Here is a 19,907-nt window from a genome sequence, read left to right on the forward strand (position 1 = left end):
GTAGGAACTTTCTTAAAACAAAAAACATGCATATATTCAGATTGTTATGATATATTGTTTTTATCGATCAATATCGATACATTGATCGATATTATTGATTGATTGTGATTAAAAGTGCATTATCAGGAAGTTATGATCAATTGGAGTGGTCTTATGCACTATCATTTCATCGCGGAACCGATGAGAGACACAACAAATAAGTTGCTGGGCGTGGAGATGATCGCCCGGTTTGCTGCAGATACGGTTCGCCCATTGCATGCAGATTTCGTCGTTTCAGCGTGGAATAGCGAACAAAAGCGTAATTTCATGCTCAAGCAAATTCAGTTAATTGCCGAAAAGCGTGATTGGTTTGAGAGCAACAATCTGCTCTGTACCCTTCATCTCATCGATGAAATGGCACTTCTGGCGATTGGTGATCCGGTCATCAAGTCGGCCCTACACGCAATGCCCTTTATTGCACTGGAACTGTCAGAGCGTTTTCTGTCGAGTACGATTTGCCTGAATAATCTGCTGATTAATTCACTCTGTGACGGCCCAAACGCGCTATGGCTGGGCGATCTCGGCTCCGGTAACGTCGGGGCAAGTCCGCTGGTTTGCGGTCATTTTGACGTGGTTAAATTGGATCGCGGTTTCTTCCTTGAACAGGTAGAAAAGCCGATGTTCCCGGTGCTTATCAAAAACATCCGGGAATATTGCGATCGCGTTGCGGTGGAGGGGGTCGAAACATTACGACTTATCGATGACGTCAGCGCCGCAGGTGTCTGGGCGATACAGGGGAGCGTTTTTCCGTCAGTCGTTTTTAACGAGGTTGAGACACTGCTCTTACCCGGTGTTGGTCACTGATGGCGCACTTGCCCTCCGGTTTCGGAGGGCAGCGGCTTTGTTAGCGATCTTTCCGCCAGGCGTCGGCGGTGAGCGCCTCGCCAAAATGCCCTGCAATCAGACGACGAGTCAGCTCATGCAGCGGGGAAGCCAGAACATCCGCGGTACTGCCACGCTCAACAACTTCACCCTGATGCATGACTAATACTTGATCGCTAATGTGCTTCATCATGCCGATATGTTGAGTCACATAGATATACGAAATCCCCTGTTTTTCCTGTAATTCCAGCATCAAATTGATGAGCTGCGAACGCATCGACATGTCCAGAGAGGCAAGGGCCTCGTCGGCGATAATCACTTTAGGTCGTAAAATAAGCGCGCGGGCAAGCCCCAGACGCTGTTTTTGCCCCGGCGCCAACATATGCGGGTAATAGCTCACATGGTCAGGTAACAGTCCAACCATGCGCATCGTTTCTATAATCTGTTTGCGACGCTGTTCAGGTTCCAGGTCGGTGTTCAGACGCAGCGGGAAATCAAGGATTTGTGAAATACGCTGGCGAGGGTTAAGCGATGTTGACGGATCCTGAAAAATCATACGGATACGCTGACTACGGAATGAATAATCACCATACTGGAGCGGATGATCGTCAATCAGCAGTTCACCGCTGGTGGGTTCAATCATGCCAGCTAACATCTTTGCCAGCGTGGACTTACCGGAACCATTCTCACCAATGACCGCGAGTGTCTGACGTTCGCGCAGGGTAAAGCTGAGTGGCTTAACGGCCTCAACGGTCTGGCGGCGAAATAAACCCGTCCGGTAGCGAAAGGTTTTGCTCAGATTGCGAACTTCGAGCAGGGTTTCTACCATCTCACTCTCTCTCCATGTTCAGCGGGAAATGACAGGCGTAGAGATGATTCTTCGCTCCGGTCAGTCGTGGGGTTTCAATACATTCACGCTGAGCATAAGGGCAGCGCGGCCCCAGACGGCAGCCGATGGGTAATTGTTCCAGCAATGGAATCGCTCCTGGCATGGTATTCAGACGACTTTTATGCGGCATCGCGCTACCAAAATCAGGAATGGCGCGGATCAACGCTTGCGTATAAGGATGATGTGGAATCGTCACCAGATCTTTACTGGGCGCCGTTTCCACCGTTTGTCCGCAATACATTACGTTGATTTTGTCCGCCCACTGGCTGAGCATTTGCAGGTCATGGCTGATCAACAAAATGGTAGTATTACTGTTTTGGTTCAGCCGGGTCAGCAGGCGAAATATTTGCGCCTGGGTCGTTGGCTCCATCGCGTTCGTCGGTTCATCGGCAATCAGCAAGCGCGGCTGATTCGCCAGTGCAATAGCGATCATTACCTTCTGACACTCGCCGTCGGTCAGTTCATACGGGAAGCTGCGCATGGCATCTTTATGATCTTTTATCCCGACGCGGTGCAAAAGCTCAATCGCCCGGCGTTTGCGCCAGCCGATGCGCTGCCACCAGCGCCCCTTATAGGTCCAGGCTGGAATATTTTGCATCAGCTGTCGTCCAATACGCTCGGACGGGTCAAGACACGATTGCGGTTCCTGAAAGATCATGGAAACGTTATGACCGACCAGCTTGCGTCGTTCACGCGCGGAAAGGCGCAGGAGATCGATGTCATCAAAGCGCATACGGTCTGCGGTTACGCGCCAGTTATCCTTGGCGACGCCGCAAATAGCCTTGGCGATCAGGCTCTTGCCGGAGCCGGACTCGCCGACCAGTCCGCGGATTTCCCCCTCATTGAGGGTCATGCTGACACGGTCAACCGCTTTTACCCAGTCGTCGCCGGTTCTGAATTCAATGGTCAGGTTGCGGATATCGAGTAATGGCATTATTCCACCCCCGCAATAATTGCGCGGCGCACGCCATCACCCAGCAGGTTAACCAGCAGCACGCTTATCATGATCGCCGCGCCTGGCAGCATCACTGTCCACGGTGCGACATAAATCAGCTCCAGCGCGTCGCCGAGCATGGCTCCCCATTCCGGTGATGGCAACTGCGCGCCAAGGTCAAGAAAACCCAGCGCGGCGATATCCAGAATCGCCATCGACAGCGCACGGGTAATTTCAGTGATAAGCCCGGCGGTAATATTGGGCAGAACGGCGAACCACAGAATATTGAGCGTGGTTGCGCCATCAAGGCGAGCGGCAATAACATACTCTTTTTCCAGCTCGTCATGCACCATGCTGTAGACGGAACGAACCATCCGCGGCAGCAGCGCCAGCCAGACGGCAAACATCGCGTGAGTCAGATGCGGACCGGCAAAAGCCACAACAATAATCGCCAGCAACAGTGAAGGGATCGACAGCAGAGTGTCCAGAATGTGATTCAGCACCGCGGAACGCAAACCGTGCGTTGCTCCGGCAACCACCCCCAGTAACAAGCCACACAGCGTGGCGGCGAGAGTAACGACAAACGCACCTCCCACGGTTGGGGCCGCACCGCTGAGCAGGCGGCTTAAAACATCACGCCCCAAGTCATCAGTTCCGAGGAAGAAAGAGACTTCGCCATAGCGCGACCATGACGGCGGTAAAAGCTGATAGCCGAGAAACTGCTGGTCGATGCCGTAAGGCGCGAACCAACCACCAAAAATACACAGAATCGCCAGTCCCGCACAGCCATACAGGCCGATCATTGCGGTTGCATCGCCGTAAAAATTGCGCCATGCGGTGCGCAGCGTACCAGGCGGGCGCTTTTCGCTGTAGACGCTATCGTAAGGCATACCATTCCTTATGTTTCAGAGGGTTAGCCATAGCACCCAAAATATCAGAGATGACGTTAACGATGATAACCAGTGAGCCTATCACCATCACACCCGCCGAAATCGCCGCGTAATCCTGCTGGCGAATCGCGTTAATCAGCCAACGGCCAAGACCTGGCCAGCTAAAGACCATCTCGGTGATCATCGCCAGCGTCAGCATGGTGGAAAACTGTAACCCCAGGCGCGGGATAACCGGTGGCAGAGCGTTGTGCAGTACGTGACGGCGTAAAATCGTTAACCGTGACAAACCACGAGTAGCCGCCGCTTTAACATAGTTTTGATCAAAGACCTCAATGGTGCTGATACGCATCAAACGAATAACTTCCGTCGTCGGTGCAACCGAGAGCGTTAACACCGGAAGCACCATATGGCGGATCGCACTGACCAGCATTTCATCGCGCCAGGGCGAGTCGGCGATCCAGGCGTCGATAATGGCAAATCCGGTAACGGGCTTAACTTCGTAGAGCAGATCAAAACGTCCGGAAACGGGCAGCCAGCCGAGGGTCAGTGAGAAGAGCAACGTCAGCAGCAGCGCCAGCCAAAAAACCGGAATAGAAAAGCCCATCAGAGCCAATGCGCTGATGCAACGGTCCTGCCATTTATTACGTGTTATGCCCGCTAACATGCCTATCGGGATCCCGACCATCAGTGCAAAACCAAAGGCCAGAATGCACAGCTCCATCGTCGCCGGAAACACCTCTTTGAGTTGTTCTGAGATCAACTGGCCGTTAATACTGGACACACCAAAATCCCAGTGAATCAGGCCATTGAACCAGAATACCCAGGCGTTCCACAGCGATGCGCCCTGTAACGGCGCATGAGGTGTGAAGTAACTCAGGCTGAACCCAATAAAAGTCAGGAAGAACAGGGTGACCAGCAGTAATAAAAAACGGCGCAGGGTGAAGATAATCATGGTTTTTTCACCTCGTCAGCCTTTTCCCTGGAAACCCCGGCAAAAGAAGCGTTGCCGAACGGGCTGAGCACCAACCCTTTGATGTCATAGCGATAAGCCTGCAAACGAAGCGAAGAGGCCAGCGGCAGGATCGGCAACTCGCGCGCGAGAATATTTTGCGCTTCGTCGTAGGCATCAATTCGCGAGGAGAGTTGTTGCGAAGAGAGGGCTTTGCGCAAAATGCTGTCAAACTCCGGATTGCACCAGTGGGCAAAGTTGGTCTGTGAGTTAATGGCGGCACAACTGAGCATTGGTCGGAAAAAGCTGTCAGGATCGTTACTGTCAGTTGCCCAGCCGGACAACGTCAGATCATGGTTCATATCCATTAATCGCGCCTCCTGAAAACGACCTTCTACCGGGATGATCTTCACTTTCACACCCACCTGAGCCATATCAGCCTGAATCAGTTCTGCGGTTTTCAGCGGGCTTGGGTTCCAGGCCTGAGAACTGGTGGGGACCCAAAGTTGTAATGTCAGATTTTCCAGCCCCAGCGCTTTTAACTGCTCGCGCGATTTTGCCGGGTTGTACTCAGTAATTTTAGCTTCGTTGTCATAAGCCCACGAGGCGCGAGGCAAAATAGATGCCGCGGTTTCCGCCGTACCGTAGTAAATAGATTGCATTAACCGTTGGTTGTTAATGGCCAGCGCTAGCGCATGTCGTACGGCAGGGTTGTTCAACGGCGGTTTATCCGTGTTGAACGCCAGATAGGCGATATTCATCCCAGGACGCAACGTCAAACGCAGTCGAGGATCATCACGCAATATGCTGAGCTGGCTGGCAGCCGGCCAGGCCAGCACGTCGCACTCGCCGGTCAGCAATTTCGATAAACGGCCGGTTCCGCCAGAGCCGAGATCCACCACGACTTGGGGCATCAAGGGGGTACCTCGCCAGAATTTTTCATGCCGTTGCAGGCGAATATATTGGCCTGCACGATTTTCTGAAAGTTGGTACGGACCTGTGCCGACGGGCTGTCGGTCAAGTAATTCCTGGCGATCCTGTTTGGCTAATTTGGCGGCATATTCTGCCGACATCACCGAGGCATAATGTGTGGCAAGGTGCCACAAGAAGGAGGCGTCGGGTTGATTTAAGCGAAATTCAACGGTGTTGTTGTCCAGCTTGCGCACGCTTTGGACGTTATCGGCGAACTGCAGGCTGTCAAAATAGGGAAAACTGCTGCCATTGATATTGTGCCACGGATGTTGGCGATCAAAGATGCGCTCGAAGGTAAATACCACATCGTCCGCATTCAGTTTGCGGGTGGGCGTGAACCAGGCTGTCTTTTGAAACGGAACATCGCGACGTAAATGGAAGCGGTAGGTTGCGCCGTTATCCAATACTTCCCAGCTTTCAGCCAGTTCTGGCACCAGACGATAAGTATAGGGATCGACATCAAGCAGTCGGTCATACAATTGGGCCGCTAATGTGTCTACGATGAGACCGCTGCTCGCTTTTTGCGGATTGAACGTATTGACCTGCCCGCTGACGCAATAGACAAAGCCACTGTCACGAATATCAGCGTACGAGGCCTGCTCAGGCGCAGCTGCAGCCTGACCACTCAGAAGTCCAGCCATCACGATCAGAGATGATAAAACCAGGCGCATAATTTTAAAGGGTTATATATAAAGAAGCTATCTTACTAATACTTAATGACATTTGCCATTACCGTTTGTGTTTGGGGGCTGCAGGGTTGATAACCGCGAATTCAACATCGCCAGTTGGTCAAAATTCATACCTGCTATCCACTTTGCATATCCTGTATTAGCTATCTTAGCATTTTCATGGCACCTCTGACTCGCTTAAACGCCGGATTCAATGGCGGGAGGTGTCTGACGGGAAAAATGAGTCTGTTGTGTGGGAGGAATGTCTGCAGAATCAGAGGAAAATAAACAAGAATGAGGCGGGAAGAGTGAATATCTTCCCGTATGTCGAATTACTTCTGGATTTTATTAACGCGTACCACCGGCGGTTGCATTTTAGCGTCAAGGCTACCGTTAATCCTGATCATTTGATCGGGTTTTACCGTTCGGCCATCAAAGACGGCAAGCGGAATAAGCGTATTGATCGTGCCGGTTTTGTCACGGAAGATAAACTTATCTCCTCCTTGATCCTCAATGAGATTACCCCGTAAAGAGATAGTCGCTCCGTCATGCATAGTTTTAGCTTGTTGGACGGCCATGATTCTTGCATCTTCAGTGCCGCGATATCCTTCATCCAGTGCGTGGGCAGGTGGCGGGGCGGTATCTTTTTTCAATCCACCATTATCATCGGCAAACGCTGATGGCAATAAAAAACAACACAGTAAGGGGGCGAAAGATATTTTCATAGAGCCTCCATAGAAATTGATTTGACTTATTAAGTTTGGTTGCTATTTATTAATCTGGCGAGTGGGATAAGTCTCAAATGATAATTTTTCAATAAAACAAAGGATTGGTGTGATATAAGCGAGGCGGTGAAATGAACAGAGAGAAAGCCCATTTGCAAGGAGTGAAAGAGAGTCAGCGTTTTCTGAATTTTGAATCAGGCTTTCACAAGATTGGTTTTATCTGTTTGCTCTGCATTGTATTACTTGCTACTGCGGGAGCGTTTTCCGGCGGGTATTTAAGTGAGGTAACGAGAAAAAACACCTTAAAGACAACAGAGTTACAATTCGAAAAATTTGGTCGTTTGCAAACGGAATTTAAATTTAAAATCTCGGCACAGAAGCATGATTCTGTGAACATGACGTTGCGCATTGGCGGCGATTTCAACAACTTTTATGAGATGGAAAATATTTGGCCGCAGCCAGACAGCATGTACAGCAAGGGTAATCATCTTTACCTTGTCTACAATGATTCTGAAGCAACGCAGGATTTTACTGTCTGGCTGCAGGTTACGCCCGTGAAGCCAGGAAGTGTAATGAGTTTTCTCCAGCTAAATGGCGAACCTGAAATCCGCTTCAGACAATTTATTTATCCTTAGGAGGTGGGTATGGAGATGGTCTTCCGGGCATTAGCCATTTACCTTATTTTGCTGGTGGTTTTCAAAATAGCCGGTCGCCGGGCATTGTTACAAATGACCAGCTTCGATCTGATTTTATTACTGATTATCAGTGAAGCAACTCAGCAAGCCTTATTGGGTAATGATTTTTCGCTAACCGGCGCCATGATCACGATTGTCACACTGGTTACTATTGATATTCTGTTTGGTTTCATTAAGAAAAAGGTAGGTGGGGCAGAATCTGTACTGGATGGCTCTCCGGTTATCCTGCTTGATCACGGGATCCCTTTATTGGATAAAATGAAGAAAGTGGATGTTTCTCTTGACGATATATTAGTCGCTGCGCGGCAAAATCAGGGGATTACCGAATCCAGTAAAATCAAGTATGCCATTCTGGAACGTAACGGACATATTTCTGTCATTCCTGAAGAGAATTAGCGAGGCGGTAATGAACACGGAGTACAATGACGCAAAAACACGCAATGAACTGACGAAACGGGTTGCAAAAACGCTTATTGATCGCGGTTTAACGTTGACTACCGCAGAATCTTGTACAGGAGGAAACTTGGCCGCCGCGCTTTGTGCACAGGCGGATACCGCAGAATTTTATGATATCGGCGTTATAACCTTTAGCGATCGCGCCAAGCAGAAAATGCTCGGCGTGCGGGCCAGTACGCTGGAGAAATATAGCGCCGTTAGTGAGCAAACGGTCAGTGAGATGTCTGCAGGGATACGTGAGCAAGCCGAAACCGACATCAGCATAGCCATTAGCGGATATGCGGGGCCGGAGGGTGGGGAGGATGGTACTCCTGCAGGAACGGTGTGGTTTGCGTGGAATTTCCGCGGGCGGATAATAACAAAACGGGAATATTTTTCCGGGGATTGCCAGGACGTTATAGAAAAGGCGGTACGTTTTAGCCTGGCGGTATTGGTTGAAGAAGTTTCAGCCTGGAAGAACAAATAAATAAACCAGGACTTATCCGAGTAAATATCTCAACGCAATGTGAAGTTATCATCGTAAGGACCAGGTTAATATTTGGCAAAAATTAAGTTGTGGGTAAATTATAAAGGTCATGTCATTCATTTTGTTCTACGCTTATTAGTCTTTGCGATGAATGATGACTCATGAGAGGTGATTGAATGACTGACCTAAATAAAGGAAAACAGACCACCAATAAAACTAATTCAAAACGTTTTCCGCAGCCGCCTTTTCCACATCAAAAACAACCTTTTCCGGGTCTGGCTGGAAAAATGCAACCGCGTCCCGATCATGGCGAAGAAAGCTATCAGGGAAGCGGCAGGTTAAATGGTCGCAAGGTATTAATTACCGGAGGTGACTCAGGTATTGGGCGTGCTGTTGCCATTGCTTATGCCCGCGAAGGCGCCGATGTCGCGATTAATTATTTACCTGAAGAAGAGGACGATGCGCGTGAGGTTGTCGAATTGATAAAAAAAGCAGGGAGAAAAGTCGCGGCGATTCCCGGTGATATTCGTGACGAAACTTTCTGTAACCATCTGGTAAAACAGGCGGTAGAAGCGCTGGGAGGGTTGGATATTCTGGTGAATAACGCCGGTCGTCAGCAATTTTGCGAATCGATCGAAGACCTCACCACAGAAGAGTTTGATGCGACATTCAAGACCAATGTCTACGCCATGTTTTGGATCACCAAAGCGGCTGTTCCTCATTTCTCACGAGACAGCGTGATTATTAACACCTCGTCGGTACAGGCTTATGAGCCAAGTGAGATCCTGCTTGATTATGCTCAGACCAAGGCGGCGATAGTGGCATTTACTAAATCGCTGGCAAAGCAACTGGCACCCAAAGGGATCCGTGTGAATGCTGTCGCGCCTGGACCGTACTGGACGGTATTGCAGTGTTGCGGCGGCCAGCCACAGGAAAAAATTGAGAAATTTGGCGCAAATGCGCCGCTCGGTCGGCCAGGCCAACCGGTAGAAATTGCCCCTCTGTATGTCACTTTAGCGGCTGAAGAGAACAGCTATACATCCGGTCAGGTATGGTGTTCTGACGGGGGGACCGGAACTCTCTGACGTCTATGTTCGCTGAGTCGAAACGTCCGCGGGGGAAAGCCAGCGCGGACAATATTGTTTAAGGGCAGGGGGCGGCAGGCACCGCTCCCTGAATATTAACCAATGACAGCGATGCCAAGACGTTCCAGGATCAACGATGCCTGGTAGCTGTCCAGTTTGACGCCTTGCAAATCAACACCCCGGACATCGAGATCGCCCAGTTCTGAATTGGTCAAATCACAGTGCGTAAAGTTTGCGGCCCGCCAGTCGAACGACGAAAACTCACCGCCGGAAAGATCTGAACCACTGAACGTCGCCCCCAGTACCTGAGTACCCATCCAACGGTTTTCCCACAGCTCGCACTTTTCCAGTACGACTTTTGAAAAGTTGGCGTAGCTTAAGTTGGTATTGGTGATATAGGCGCTACAAAACCAGGTGCGTGTGGTAATCATATTCATAAAGCTTGCGCCGCGAAAATCTGAACCTTGTGCGCGGCAGTGGCGAATTTCGATTCCCAGCGCGCTCACATTCCTGAAATCCGCCATGGAGAGATCACAACTTTTGAAAATGGCATCTTTCAGGATAGCGCGACTAAAATTACACCCTTTCTGGCTTTCTCGATCATAGAACTGGCAGCCAATAAACTCAGTGCCGCTGAGGTCGGCACCCGAAAAATCACAGTTGAAAAATGTGCTATTTTCAACTTTCGCACCAGTGAATCTGTTTCTGTCAATTTTTTCGCCAACTAACGCCAGAGTCATCATGATTAACCTGTTTTTTTATACAGTGATTGCATCATGGTAAACTGTTTTAACCCTCGCGTCCAACGTCTGCCCCTGTACGCTAAATTTGGTGTTTCTTGAGTAACGCACGGAGCTGATGGTAGGTCAGACCTAATAATTCAGCGGCTTTTTTCTGATTAAATTTCGCCTGCTGTAAGCTGCTTTGCAAAAATTCCTTCTCCTGCTGCTGTTGGAATTCACGCAGATCCAGCGGTAAGGTTACGGATGCAGGTCTGGTTTCCTGCGCCTGCGGCGGTGTGGTGTGACGCCTGAACGGGTCAATCACAATCTCATTCAGCGGGTAATCGCTGGTCCCGTGTCGGTAAACCGAACGCTCCACGACGTTTTTCAGCTCACGAATATTGCCCGGCCAACGGTAGTGGAGGAGCGTTTCTTTGGCCTCGTCGGTGAACCCTGGAAACAACGGTAACCCGATCTCACGGCACATCTGAATGGCAAAATGTTCAGCCATTAGCATGATATCGCTTTGACGTTCGCGTAACGGTGGGAGTTGCACCACATCAAAAGCCAGACGATCCAGCAGGTCCGCGCGGAACGTGCCTTCACTTACCATGCGCGGCAGGTCGGCATTGGTTGCGCAAACCAGTCGTACGTTGACCTGCAACGGCTGGCTACCGCCGACGCGTTCCAGTTCTCCGTACTCAATAACGCGCAGCAGTTTTTCCTGTACCAGCATCGGGGCGGTCGCCAGTTCATCAAGAAATAGCGTGCCGCCATCGGCGCGCTCGAAACGACCCGGATGACGTTTCTGCGCGCCAGTAAAGGCGCCAGCTTCGTGACCAAAAAGTTCGGAATCGAGTAAATTTTCGTTTAGCGCCGCACAGTTAAGTGAAATAAACGGGCCTTGCCAGCGGGTGGAGAGATAGTGCAGGCGGTTGGCGATAAGCTCTTTCCCCGTACCGCGTTCCCCAATGACCAGCACAGGTTTATCCAGCGGCGCGAGATGAGAAACCTGCTCCAGAACTTCAATAAAGCTGTTCGCTTCGCCCAGAAGATTATCTTTGTATCCTGCCATGATGAAATTCACCATTTGTTAGTGTTATTCACCAATTTACCCTATTTATCCCGGCAGGTAAAATTGGATATTTTCAAGTAATTCAAGAGATTAAAAAGTTGGCATGCGAAGTGCATTAGAACAGCAGCAGGGCATTGCCCGATATCAGAACAGTAAGTGAGGATTACATTATGGGTATTTTTTCTCGTTTTGCCGACATCGTGAACGCCAACATTAATGCGTTGCTGGAAAAGGCTGAAGATCCACAGAAGCTGGTGCGGTTGATGATCCAGGAAATGGAAGACACGCTGGTTGAAGTGCGCTCAAACTCCGCACGCGCGCTGGCAGAAAAGAAACAGTTATCGCGTCGTATCGAACAGGCCAGCGCCCAACAGGCAGAGTGGCAGGAAAAAGCAGAGCTGGCGCTGCGCAAAGAGAAAGAAGATTTGGCGCGTTCTGCGTTAATCGAAAAACAGAAACTGACTGACCTGATTGCCTCCCTGGAGCATGAGGTAACGCTGGTTGACGATACGCTGGTGCGCATGAAAAAAGAGATTGGTGAACTGGAAAACAAACTTAGTGAAACCCGTGCTCGCCAGCAGGCGTTGATGCTGCGCCATCAGGCGGCCAGCTCTTCCCGTGATGTTCGTCGTCAACTGGACAGCGGCAAACTGGATGAAGCGATGGCGCGCTTTGAATCTTTTGAGCGCCGTATCGATCAAATGGAAGCTGAAGCTGAAAGCCATAACTTCGGTAAGCAGAAGTCTTTGGATCAGCAATTTGCTGACCTGAAAGCAGATGATGAAATCAGCGAGCAGTTGGCGCAATTGAAAGCCAAAATGCAGCAAGACAAGCAATAATAATATCTGGCGGTGCCCGAACGCGCCGCCGCTCATCACCTGTAAGGAGTACTCATGAGCGCGCTATTTCTGGCCATCCCGTTAACCATCTTTGTGCTGTTCGTCTTACCGATTTGGCTCTGGCTGCATTACAGCAATCGTTCCAGTCGCGGCGAGCTGGCGCAAAGTGAACAACAGCGTCTGGCTGAACTTAACCAGGACGCACAGCGGATGCGTGAGCGCATTCAAGCGCTGGAAGACATCCTTGATGCTGAACATCCAAACTGGAGGGACCGCTAATGGGGGGCGTTAATCTGAACAAAAAACTGTGGCGTATACCGCAGCAAGGCATGGTGAAAGGGGTTTGCGCGGGTATTGCGCATTATCTCGATGTTCCTGTGAAACTGGTGCGGATCCTGGTGGTGCTGTCCATCTTTTTTGGTCTGGCCTTTTTCACCTTTGTCGCCTACATCGTACTGACGTTTGTGTTGGATCCGATGCCGGACAACGTGGTTTCCGGAGAACAGCAGCCATCAAGCGGTGAGTTGTTGGATGCTGTCGATCGTGAGCTGGCTGCAAGTGAAAAGCGTTTGCGTGAGATGGAGCGTTATGTGACATCTGATACCTTCACATTACGCAGTCGCTTCCGCCAATTGTAATTGTGAGGTTAAAAATGAATAATCGCTGGCAACGTGCCGGGCAAAAGGTAAAGCCAGGCTTTAAAATAGCAGGTAAGCTGGTGCTGTTGACTGCGCTGCGCTATGGCCCGGCTGGAGTAGCAGGGTGGGCCGTGAAGTCCGTGGCCCGACGTCCGCTAAAAATGTTGCTGGCGTTAGTACTTGAACCTTTGTTGAGCCGGGCAGCGACAAAATTGTCGAAACGCTATTCAGGTAATCAACCCTGATATCCGAAACAACAAAAGCAAGCAACAATTAATCAACATTCCCTCAGTTAATTTGCGGCAGCTCACAAATACGATTTTTTGGCTGCCAAAATTCTTTTATAACCCCTCTCCAGGCCACCTCAGCTGATTGACAGCTTATTTCCGGCAGAGTAGTCTCTTGCGTTATGGGACCGCTACCACGAGAAATGAAGGTGAACCAAAAAATCCAAAAATGTCTGAGTGAAGTCTATGGCGACACATTTTCTTCACTTCACTATGAAGCGCTGGTTGCGCGTTTAGAAAAATCACAAAAATTAATTAAAAAAAACCGTAAAGCGCATTGGGATGAAGGTGATGTCGTTCTGATCACCTACGCCGATCAATTTTACGCGGAAGATAAAAAACCGCTGCCAACGTTTAATCAGTTTTATAATGAATGGCTTAAGTCGATATTTTCTCATGTGCATCTGTTGCCATTTTATCCGTGGTCATCGGATGATGGTTTTTCAGTAATTAATTACTATCAGGTTGCCGAAGAAACCGGTGACTGGAATGATATTAAGCAATTAGCTGAATCCAGTCGACTGATGTTTGATTTTGTTTGTAACCATATGTCAGCTAAAAGCGAATGGTTTAATAACTATTTGCAACAGCTTGACGGTTATGAAGAATTCTTTATTGCGATGGATCCTGATACGGACCTGAGCAACGTCACGCGCCCACGTGCATTACCGTTACTGACCCCGTTTACGCTGAAAGATAATACTGTGCGTCATCTCTGGACGACATTCAGCGACGACCAGATCGATCTCAACTATGCCAATCCATTGGTATTACTGGCGATGGTCGATGTACTGCTGAGTTACCTGGAGCAGGGCGCTGATTATGTCCGCCTGGATGCGGTTGGTTTTATGTGGAAAGAGCCAGGGACAACCTGTATTCACCTGGAAAAAACGCATCAGCTTATCAAACTGTTCCGCGCTATTGCTGACTGCGCGGCACCTGGTACGGCGATTATTACTGAAACGAACGTTCCGCATAAGGATAACATTTCCTATTACGGTAATGGCCGCGATGAGGCGCACATGGTGTACCAGTTCTCGCTGCCGCCGTTGGTGCTGCATGCGGTGCAACGCCAGGATACAACGACATTGTGTCAGTGGGCGCAATCACTGGAACTGCCATCGACTGAGACCACATGGTTTAATTTCCTCGCATCGCATGACGGAATTGGCCTCAACCCGTTACGGGGCCTGTTACCTGAAGATGAAATCATGCGACTGGTGACGGAATTACAACAGGAAGGCGCCCTGGTTAACTGGAAGAATAATCCTGATGGTAGCCGAAGCCCGTATGAAATTAACGTAACCTATATGGATGCGTTAACGCCGGGTAATAGCAGTGATGCTGAAAGATTTTCCCGCTTTATACTTGCCCATGCCATTTTGCTGAGTTTTCCTGGTGTGCCAGCGATTTATATTCAAAGTATCCTCGGATCGCGCAATGACTATGAAGGTGTGGAAAAACTGGGTTATAACCGGGCGATCAACCGTAAAAAATATCATATAAGACAAATAGAAACGGAACTGGCCGATGAAACTTGTTTGCGTCACGCCATTTACCATGAGTTATCCCGATTAATTGTTCTGCGGCGTAATAACAAAGCATTTCATCCTGATAGTGATTTTAAGATTAACAGTGTTACACCGGCCGTTATGCAAATTAAACGTACGGCAGAAACAGGCGAAGAAATTACTGGTTTATTTAATATCAGCGCTCAGACACAAACCATTAATATTGATATTGAAAATGGATTTGATTTGATTAGCGAAGAAAGTATTTCGGGTAAGGAATTAACGTTACACGCCTGGCAGGTTATGTGGATTAAGAAATAAAAAGGAACATTCCATGCTTAAAGCTAAAATTGTGCTGATTTCAGCACTGGTGTCCTGCGCCCTGGTTACCGGGTGTAAGGATGATAAAAAATCCTCTGTCGCGATTGAATTTATGCACTCTTCTGTAGAACAGGAGCGGCAGGCGGTTATTGCCAAACTGATTGAGCGCTTTGAAAAAGAGAACCCCGGTATCAGCGTCAAACAGGTTCCTGTTGAAGAGGATGCTTACAACACCAAAGTGATTACCCTCGCACGTAGCGGTTCACTTCCTGAAGTCATTGAAACCAGCCATGACTACGCGAAAGTCATGGACAAAGAATCGCTTATCGATCGCAAAGCGGTGGCGCAGGTCATCAACGGTGTGGGTGAAGACGCGTTTTATGATGGCGTACTGCGTATTGTGCGTACCGAAGATGGCTCTGCATGGACCGGGGTACCGGTTAGCGCCTGGATTGGCGGGGTCTGGTATCGCAAAGATGCACTGGCAAAAGCAGGGCTGGAAGAGCCGAAAGACTGGCAGCAACTGCTCGAAGTGGCGCAGAAGTTAAACGATCCGGGCAGTAAAAAATATGGTATTGCGCTACCCACGGCGGAAAGCGTATTGACCGAACAGTCCTTCTCTCAATTCGCGCTCTCTAACCAGGCTAACGTTTTCGATGCGCAGGGAAAGATCACGCTCGACACGCCGGAGATGGCCCAGGCGTTGCAGTATTACCGCCAGCTTGCGATGAATACCATGCCGGGATCTAACGACATCATGGAGGTCAAAGACGCTTTCATGAACGGCACTGCGCCGATGGCTATTTATTCCACCTATATCCTCCCGGCGGTGATTAAGGAGGGGGATCCTAAAAATGTTGGTTTTATGGTTCCGACGGAAAAAACGTCTGCCGTCTACGGCATGTTGACATCGCTGACCATAACCGCAGGTCAAAAAACCGAAGAGACAGAAGCCGCAGAAAAATTTGTCACCTTTATGGAGCAGGCCGACAACATTGCTGACTGGGTGATGATGTCCCCTGGCGCTGCGCTCCCGGTCAATAAAGCAGTGGTGAATACCGCAACGTGGAAAGATAACCCCGTTATTAAAGCACTGGGTGAATTACCCGATCAACTGATTGCCGAACTGCCGAATATTCAGGTGTTTGGCGCAGTCGGCGATAAGAACTTTACCCGCATGGGCGACGTTACGGGTTCCGGTGTCATAAGCACCATGGTGCACAACGTCACGGTAGGAAAAGCCGATCTTTCAACGACGATGAAGGCAAGCCAGACCAAACTGGATGACCTTGTTGAACAGCGCTAATGGGGAAATGGAAAGCCGTGATGAATAAGTTCTTCTCAGGTCGATCGGATATGCCATTTGCCATGCTGCTGCTGGCGCCCAGCTTGCTCTTGCTGGGTGGTTTAGTCGCATGGCCGATGATATCTAACATCGAAATCAGCTTTATGCGTCTGCCGCTTAATCCACAAATTGAGTCAACATTTGTCGGCTTGAGCAACTATATCCGTATCTTAACCGATCCCGGATTCTGGCATTCGCTGTGGATGACGGTCTGGTATACCGCGCTGGTTGTTGCCGGGAGCACGGTGCTGGGACTGGGAGTGGCGATGTTTTTTAACCGTGAGTTTCGTCTGCGGAAAACGGCGCGCTCGCTGGTGATCCTCTCTTACGTAACGCCATCAATTTCGCTGGTGTTTGCCTGGAAATACATGTTCAACAACGGCTACGGCATTGTGAACTACCTCGGCGTGGATCTGCTGCATCTGTACGATCAGGCGCCGCTGTGGTTCGACAATCCCGGCAGCAGCTTCGCACTGGTTGTACTTTTCGCCATCTGGCGCTACTTCCCGTATGCCTTTATCTCATTTCTGGCGATTTTGCAGACTATTGATAAATCGTTGTATGAGGCGGCGGAAATGGATGGCGCGAACGCCTGGCAACGGTTTCGTATCGTCACGCTGCCAGCGATCATGCCGGTGCTGGCGACCGTAGTCACGCTGCGTACGATCTGGATGTTCTATATGTTCGCCGATGTTTATCTGCTGACCACCAAAGTCGATATTCTCGGGGTCTATCTCTATAAAACGGCGTTTGCATTCAATGACCTGGGTAAAGCGGCTGCTATTTCTGTCGTCCTCTTCGTCATCATTTTCGCTGTTATCCTGCTGACCAGAAAACGGGTGAACCTCAATGGCAACAAATAAGCGCACGCTTGGCCGCATCGGCTTTTACTGTGGATTAATTGTCTTCCTCGGTATCACGTTATTTCCGTTTTTTGTGATGCTGATGACCTCATTTAAAAGCGCAAAAGAGGCGATTTCGCTGCATCCCACGCTGTTACCTCAGCAATGGACGCTGGAACATTACATCGACATCTTTAACCCGATGATCTTCCCATTTGTTGACTACTTCCGTAATAGCCTGGTGGTATCGGTCACTTCATCGGTGGTGGCGGTGTTTCTCGGCGTGCTTGGGGCGTATGCGCTTTCCCGCCTGCGTTTTAAGGGACGGATGACCATCAACGCCAGCTTTTACACGGTGTACATGTTCTCGGGAATTTTGCTGGTGGTGCCGTTGTTCAAAATCATTACGGCGCTCGGCATTTATGACACCGAAATGGCGTTGATTATCACCATGGTGACCCAAACGCTGCCGACAGCCGTGTTCATGCTGAAAAGCTATTTCGACACCATTCCGGATGAGATTGAAGAAGCCGCGATGATGGATGGTTTGAATCGTCTGCAAATTATCTTTCGCATCACCGTGCCGTTGGCGATGTCTGGTCTGGTTTCGGTCTTTGTGTACTGCTTTATGGTCGCGTGGAATGACTATCTGTTTGCCTCGATTTTCCTCTCCAGCGCCAGCAATTTTACCTTACCGGTCGGTCTGAACGCGCTGTTCAGTACGCCTGACTATATCTGGGGACGCATGATGGCCGCATCGTTGGTTACCGCATTGCCGGTGGTCATTATGTATGCGCTTTCCGAACGTTTTATTAAGAGTGGTTTGACCGCAGGCGGCGTGAAAGGCTAAGCGGCCAGTTTAATTAAGGAGTTGTAAATGAAGAAGTTAGTTGCCACCGAACCGCGTGTTGCAGCGCTGGTGGAATATGAAGACAGAGCGGTATCCGCCAATGAAGTGAAAATCCGCGTACGTTTTGGCGCACCCAAACATGGCACTGAAGTAGTCGATTTCCGCGCTGCCAGTCCGTTTATTGATGAAGATTTTAACGGCGAATGGCAAATGTTTATGCCGCGTCCGGAAGGGGCGCCGCGCGGAATCGAGTTCGGTAAGTTCCAGCTTGGCAACATGGTGGTGGGCGATGTCATTGAGTGTGGTAGCGATGTGACCGATTACGCTGTCGGCGACTCTGTCTGCGGATATGGTCCACTGGCAGAAACGGTCATCTTTAATGCCGTGAACAACTACAAACTGCGCAAAATGCCGGAAGGGAGTTCGTGGAAAAATGCCGTGTGCTATGACCCTGCACAGTTCGCTATGAGCGGTGTGCGTGATGCCAATGTGCGCGTCGGTGACTTTGTGGTCATCGTCGGGTTAGGGGCAATTGGCCAGATCGCCGTGCAACTGGCTAAGAAAGCGGGAGCGTCAGTGGTGATTGGCGTGGATCCGATTGCCCATCGTTGTGATATCGCGCGTCGCCATGGGGCTGATTTCTGTCTGGACCCGATTGGCACTGACGTGGGCATGGAAATTAAAAAGCTGACCGGCAAACAGGGCGCAGATGTGATCATCGAAACCAGCGGCTATGCGGATGCGCTGCAATCAGCGTTACGCGGGCTGGCCTATGGCGGCACCATCTCCTATGTCGCCTTCGCTAAGCCTTTTGCCGAAGGATTTAACCTGGGCCGTGAGGCGCATTTCAACAACGCCAAAATTGTCTTCTCCCGCGCCTGCAGTGAACCAAATCCAGATTATCCGCGCTGGAATCGCAAGCGCATTGAGGAGACCTGCTGGGAACTGTTGATGAACGGTTATCTGAACTGTGAAGAACTTATCGACCCGGTAGTTACCTTCGCCAGCAGCCCGGAAAGCTATATGCAGTATGTCGATCGCCATCCGGAACAAAGCATCAAAATGGGCGTGACGTTTTAATTAAGGAATGCAGAAAATGAAAATCGGAACACAGAATCAGGCTTTTTTCCCGGAAAATATTCTCGAGAAATTCCGTTATATCAAAGAGATGGGTTTTGATGGTTTTGAAATTGACGGCAAATTGCTGGTCAACAATCTTGAGGAAGTGAAAGCGGCGATCAAAGAAACAGGTCTGCCCGTGACCACCGCCTGCGGGGGCTATGACGGTTGGATCGGTGATTTTATCGAAGAACGTCGTTTGAATGGTTTACAGCAGATCACCCGCATTCTTGAAGCGCTGGCCGAAGTCGGCGGGCAAGGGATTATTGTCCCTGCCGCCTGGGGCATGTTTACCTTCCGCCTACCGCCGATGACCTCTCCGCGTAGCCTGGAAGGTGATCGTAAAGCCGTCAGTGATTCATTGATTTATCTCGATAAAGTCGCTGAACGTACGGGCACGGTGGTGTATCTCGAGCCGCTCAATCGCTATCAGGATCATATGATCAACACCCTGGCGGATGCTCGCCGCTATATCGTGGAAAACAACCTGAAGCATGTGCAAATCATTGGTGATTTTTACCACATGAATATCGAAGAAGACGATATGGCGCAGGCGCTGCACGATAATCGCGATCTGCTGGGTCACGTGCATATTGCGGATAACCATCGTTATCAGCCGGGGAGCGGTACGCTGGATTTCTCTGCGCTGTTTGACCAACTGCGTGAAGATAATTATCAGGGTTACGTAGTGTATGAAGGACGGGTACGGGCGGAGAACCTGCCGGAAGCATACCGTCAGTCGCTGGCCTGGCTGCGTACCTGCTAAGA

General features: G+C 49.9%; 23 protein-coding genes. 15 read left to right on the forward strand and 8 right to left on the reverse strand.

Annotated features, from left to right (window positions below; all coding sequences use genetic code 11):
• The first annotated feature begins 153 nt into the window (after nucleotides 1-153).
• On the forward strand, nucleotides 154-843 hold the full coding sequence (locus M4I31_RS10815; RefSeq protein ID WP_085048107.1) for an EAL domain-containing protein: 690 nt from the start codon (nucleotides 154-156) through the stop codon (nucleotides 841-843).
• A 40-nt stretch (nucleotides 844-883) separates the two neighbouring features.
• On the opposite strand, the gene sapF is transcribed toward M4I31_RS10815, so the two are convergent.
• The 6 genes from sapF to M4I31_RS10845 form a co-directional block, all read right to left on the reverse strand.
• On the reverse strand, nucleotides 884-1,690 hold the full coding sequence (gene sapF / locus M4I31_RS10820; RefSeq protein ID WP_038640937.1) for a peptide ABC transporter ATP-binding protein SapF: 807 nt from the start codon (nucleotides 1,688-1,690) through the stop codon (nucleotides 884-886).
• Nucleotide 1,691: 1 nt separating this feature from the next.
• The gene (sapD, locus tag M4I31_RS10825; RefSeq protein ID WP_003020556.1) at nucleotides 1,692-2,684 is read right to left on the reverse strand and encodes a peptide ABC transporter ATP-binding protein SapD; all 993 of its coding nucleotides are present in this window, start codon (nucleotides 2,682-2,684) and stop codon (nucleotides 1,692-1,694) included.
• Nucleotides 2,684-3,574: a peptide ABC transporter permease SapC gene (sapC, locus tag M4I31_RS10830; RefSeq protein WP_016156640.1), complete on the reverse strand. Its 891-nt coding sequence runs from the start codon at nucleotides 3,572-3,574 to the stop codon at nucleotides 2,684-2,686. Before sapC ends, sapD begins: the two co-directional genes overlap by 1 nt.
• The gene (gene sapB / locus M4I31_RS10835; RefSeq protein ID WP_038640933.1) at nucleotides 3,561-4,526 is read right to left on the reverse strand and encodes a peptide ABC transporter permease SapB; all 966 of its coding nucleotides are present in this window, start codon (nucleotides 4,524-4,526) and stop codon (nucleotides 3,561-3,563) included. The genes sapC and sapB overlap by 14 nt, the downstream gene beginning before the upstream one ends.
• Entirely contained in the window at nucleotides 4,523-6,166 is a 1,644-nt protein-coding gene (gene sapA, locus M4I31_RS10840) for an ABC transporter substrate-binding protein SapA (RefSeq protein ID WP_038640931.1), read from the reverse strand. The genes sapB and sapA overlap by 4 nt, the downstream gene beginning before the upstream one ends.
• 329 nt (nucleotides 6,167-6,495) lie before the next feature.
• On the reverse strand, nucleotides 6,496-6,888 hold the full coding sequence (locus tag M4I31_RS10845) for a YdeI family stress tolerance OB fold protein (RefSeq protein ID WP_085048108.1): 393 nt from the start codon (nucleotides 6,886-6,888) through the stop codon (nucleotides 6,496-6,498).
• Nucleotides 6,889-7,019: 131 nt separating this feature from the next.
• Between M4I31_RS10845 and M4I31_RS10850 the strand changes: the two genes are divergently transcribed.
• The 4 genes from M4I31_RS10850 to M4I31_RS10865 all read left to right on the forward strand — a co-directional run bounded on the left by M4I31_RS10850 (nucleotide 7,020) and on the right by M4I31_RS10865 (nucleotide 9,590).
• Nucleotides 7,020-7,523, forward strand: coding sequence for a hypothetical protein (locus M4I31_RS10850; RefSeq protein WP_085048109.1), 504 nt, complete (start codon nucleotides 7,020-7,022; stop codon nucleotides 7,521-7,523).
• Nucleotides 7,524-7,532: 9 nt separating this feature from the next.
• Nucleotides 7,533-7,979, forward strand: a complete 447-nt coding sequence (locus M4I31_RS10855; RefSeq protein WP_038640925.1) for a DUF421 domain-containing protein — start codon at nucleotides 7,533-7,535, stop codon at nucleotides 7,977-7,979.
• A gap of 10 nt (nucleotides 7,980-7,989) precedes the next feature.
• Entirely contained in the window at nucleotides 7,990-8,505 is a 516-nt protein-coding gene (locus M4I31_RS10860) for a 2-oxo-tetronate isomerase (protein WP_233638400.1), read from the forward strand.
• A gap of 176 nt (nucleotides 8,506-8,681) precedes the next feature.
• Nucleotides 8,682-9,590 carry an SDR family oxidoreductase gene (locus M4I31_RS10865; protein ID WP_085048111.1) on the forward strand — a complete coding sequence of 303 codons (909 nt, stop codon included), beginning with the start codon at nucleotides 8,682-8,684 and terminating at the stop codon, nucleotides 9,588-9,590.
• Nucleotides 9,591-9,685: 95 nt separating this feature from the next.
• On the opposite strand, the gene M4I31_RS10870 is transcribed toward M4I31_RS10865, so the two are convergent.
• Nucleotides 9,686-10,330 carry a quinolone resistance pentapeptide repeat protein QnrB12 gene (locus tag M4I31_RS10870; protein ID WP_038640920.1) on the reverse strand — a complete coding sequence of 215 codons (645 nt, stop codon included), beginning with the start codon at nucleotides 10,328-10,330 and terminating at the stop codon, nucleotides 9,686-9,688.
• 82 nt (nucleotides 10,331-10,412) lie between these two features.
• Entirely contained in the window at nucleotides 10,413-11,402 is a 990-nt protein-coding gene (gene pspF, locus M4I31_RS10875; RefSeq protein ID WP_165353568.1) for a phage shock protein operon transcriptional activator, read from the reverse strand.
• 155 nt (nucleotides 11,403-11,557) lie between these two features.
• On the opposite strand from pspF, the gene pspA reads away from it, so the two are divergent.
• The 10 genes from pspA (at nucleotide 11,558) to M4I31_RS10925 (ending at nucleotide 19,905) form a co-directional block, all read left to right on the forward strand.
• Complete coding sequence (gene pspA / locus M4I31_RS10880) at nucleotides 11,558-12,226, forward strand: phage shock protein PspA (RefSeq protein WP_085048112.1); 669 nt, start codon at nucleotides 11,558-11,560, stop codon at nucleotides 12,224-12,226.
• 54 nt (nucleotides 12,227-12,280) lie between these two features.
• Nucleotides 12,281-12,505 (forward strand): envelope stress response membrane protein PspB, encoded by a 225-nt coding sequence (gene pspB / locus M4I31_RS10885; RefSeq protein WP_038640917.1) that lies wholly within the window; start codon nucleotides 12,281-12,283, stop codon nucleotides 12,503-12,505.
• Nucleotides 12,505-12,864 (forward strand): envelope stress response membrane protein PspC, encoded by a 360-nt coding sequence (gene pspC, locus M4I31_RS10890; RefSeq protein WP_004193243.1) that lies wholly within the window; start codon nucleotides 12,505-12,507, stop codon nucleotides 12,862-12,864. The genes pspB and pspC overlap by 1 nt, the downstream gene beginning before the upstream one ends.
• Nucleotides 12,865-12,878: 14 nt before the next feature.
• Entirely contained in the window at nucleotides 12,879-13,109 is a 231-nt protein-coding gene (gene pspD / locus M4I31_RS10895) for a phage shock protein PspD (protein ID WP_038640914.1), read from the forward strand.
• A gap of 191 nt (nucleotides 13,110-13,300) precedes the next feature.
• On the forward strand, nucleotides 13,301-14,983 hold the full coding sequence (locus tag M4I31_RS10900; RefSeq protein WP_176281251.1) for a sugar phosphorylase: 1,683 nt from the start codon (nucleotides 13,301-13,303) through the stop codon (nucleotides 14,981-14,983).
• 13 nt (nucleotides 14,984-14,996) lie between these two features.
• Nucleotides 14,997-16,289 carry an ABC transporter substrate-binding protein gene (locus M4I31_RS10905; protein ID WP_085048114.1) on the forward strand — a complete coding sequence of 431 codons (1,293 nt, stop codon included), beginning with the start codon at nucleotides 14,997-14,999 and terminating at the stop codon, nucleotides 16,287-16,289.
• Nucleotides 16,290-16,309: 20 nt separating this feature from the next.
• Entirely contained in the window at nucleotides 16,310-17,191 is an 882-nt protein-coding gene (locus tag M4I31_RS10910; RefSeq protein WP_038643191.1) for a carbohydrate ABC transporter permease, read from the forward strand.
• Nucleotides 17,178-18,020: a carbohydrate ABC transporter permease gene (locus tag M4I31_RS10915; protein ID WP_003020474.1), complete on the forward strand. Its 843-nt coding sequence runs from the start codon at nucleotides 17,178-17,180 to the stop codon at nucleotides 18,018-18,020. Before M4I31_RS10910 ends, M4I31_RS10915 begins: the two co-directional genes overlap by 14 nt.
• 27 nt (nucleotides 18,021-18,047) lie before the next feature.
• Nucleotides 18,048-19,100, forward strand: coding sequence for a zinc-binding alcohol dehydrogenase (locus M4I31_RS10920; protein WP_250856870.1), 1,053 nt, complete (start codon nucleotides 18,048-18,050; stop codon nucleotides 19,098-19,100).
• A 16-nt stretch (nucleotides 19,101-19,116) separates the two neighbouring features.
• Nucleotides 19,117-19,905: a sugar phosphate isomerase/epimerase gene (locus M4I31_RS10925; protein ID WP_038640905.1), complete on the forward strand. Its 789-nt coding sequence runs from the start codon at nucleotides 19,117-19,119 to the stop codon at nucleotides 19,903-19,905.
• Nucleotides 19,906-19,907: the final 2 nt, after the last annotated feature.

The sequence above is a fragment of the Citrobacter sp. XT1-2-2 genome, assembly GCF_023516235.1.
GTDB classification, from domain to species: Bacteria; Pseudomonadota; Gammaproteobacteria; order Enterobacterales; family Enterobacteriaceae; genus Citrobacter; species Citrobacter werkmanii.

Bases quoted from the DNA above. Each gene is read 5' to 3' on its own strand.
- pspF (WP_165353568.1), bottom strand. From the start codon at position 11,402: ATGGTGAATTTCATCATGGCAGGATACAAAGATAATCTTCTGGGCGAA.
- sapB (WP_038640933.1), bottom strand. From the start codon at position 4,526: ATGATTATCTTCACCCTGCGCCGTTTTTTATTACTGCTGGTCACCCTG.
- M4I31_RS10920 (WP_250856870.1), top strand. From the start codon at position 18,048: ATGAAGAAGTTAGTTGCCACCGAACCGCGTGTTGCAGCGCTGGTGGAA.
- pspD (WP_038640914.1), top strand. From the start codon at position 12,879: ATGAATAATCGCTGGCAACGTGCCGGGCAAAAGGTAAAGCCAGGCTTT.
- sapA (WP_038640931.1), bottom strand. From the start codon at position 6,166: ATGCGCCTGGTTTTATCATCTCTGATCGTGATGGCTGGACTTCTGAGT.
- M4I31_RS10865 (WP_085048111.1), top strand. From the start codon at position 8,682: ATGACTGACCTAAATAAAGGAAAACAGACCACCAATAAAACTAATTCA.
- sapF (WP_038640937.1), bottom strand. From the start codon at position 1,690: ATGGTAGAAACCCTGCTCGAAGTTCGCAATCTGAGCAAAACCTTTCGC.
- M4I31_RS10915 (WP_003020474.1), top strand. From the start codon at position 17,178: ATGGCAACAAATAAGCGCACGCTTGGCCGCATCGGCTTTTACTGTGGA.
- pspA (WP_085048112.1), top strand. From the start codon at position 11,558: ATGGGTATTTTTTCTCGTTTTGCCGACATCGTGAACGCCAACATTAAT.
- pspB (WP_038640917.1), top strand. From the start codon at position 12,281: ATGAGCGCGCTATTTCTGGCCATCCCGTTAACCATCTTTGTGCTGTTC.
- sapD (WP_003020556.1), bottom strand. From the start codon at position 2,684: ATGCCATTACTCGATATCCGCAACCTGACCATTGAATTCAGAACCGGC.
- M4I31_RS10905 (WP_085048114.1), top strand. From the start codon at position 14,997: ATGCTTAAAGCTAAAATTGTGCTGATTTCAGCACTGGTGTCCTGCGCC.
- sapC (WP_016156640.1), bottom strand. From the start codon at position 3,574: ATGCCTTACGATAGCGTCTACAGCGAAAAGCGCCCGCCTGGTACGCTG.
- pspC (WP_004193243.1), top strand. From the start codon at position 12,505: ATGGGGGGCGTTAATCTGAACAAAAAACTGTGGCGTATACCGCAGCAA.
- M4I31_RS10925 (WP_038640905.1), top strand. From the start codon at position 19,117: ATGAAAATCGGAACACAGAATCAGGCTTTTTTCCCGGAAAATATTCTC.
- M4I31_RS10870 (WP_038640920.1), bottom strand. From the start codon at position 10,330: ATGACTCTGGCGTTAGTTGGCGAAAAAATTGACAGAAACAGATTCACT.
- M4I31_RS10855 (WP_038640925.1), top strand. From the start codon at position 7,533: ATGGAGATGGTCTTCCGGGCATTAGCCATTTACCTTATTTTGCTGGTG.
- M4I31_RS10815 (WP_085048107.1), top strand. From the start codon at position 154: ATGCACTATCATTTCATCGCGGAACCGATGAGAGACACAACAAATAAG.
- M4I31_RS10845 (WP_085048108.1), bottom strand. From the start codon at position 6,888: ATGAAAATATCTTTCGCCCCCTTACTGTGTTGTTTTTTATTGCCATCA.
- M4I31_RS10850 (WP_085048109.1), top strand. From the start codon at position 7,020: ATGAACAGAGAGAAAGCCCATTTGCAAGGAGTGAAAGAGAGTCAGCGT.
- M4I31_RS10860 (WP_233638400.1), top strand. From the start codon at position 7,990: ATGAACACGGAGTACAATGACGCAAAAACACGCAATGAACTGACGAAA.
- M4I31_RS10910 (WP_038643191.1), top strand. From the start codon at position 16,310: ATGAATAAGTTCTTCTCAGGTCGATCGGATATGCCATTTGCCATGCTG.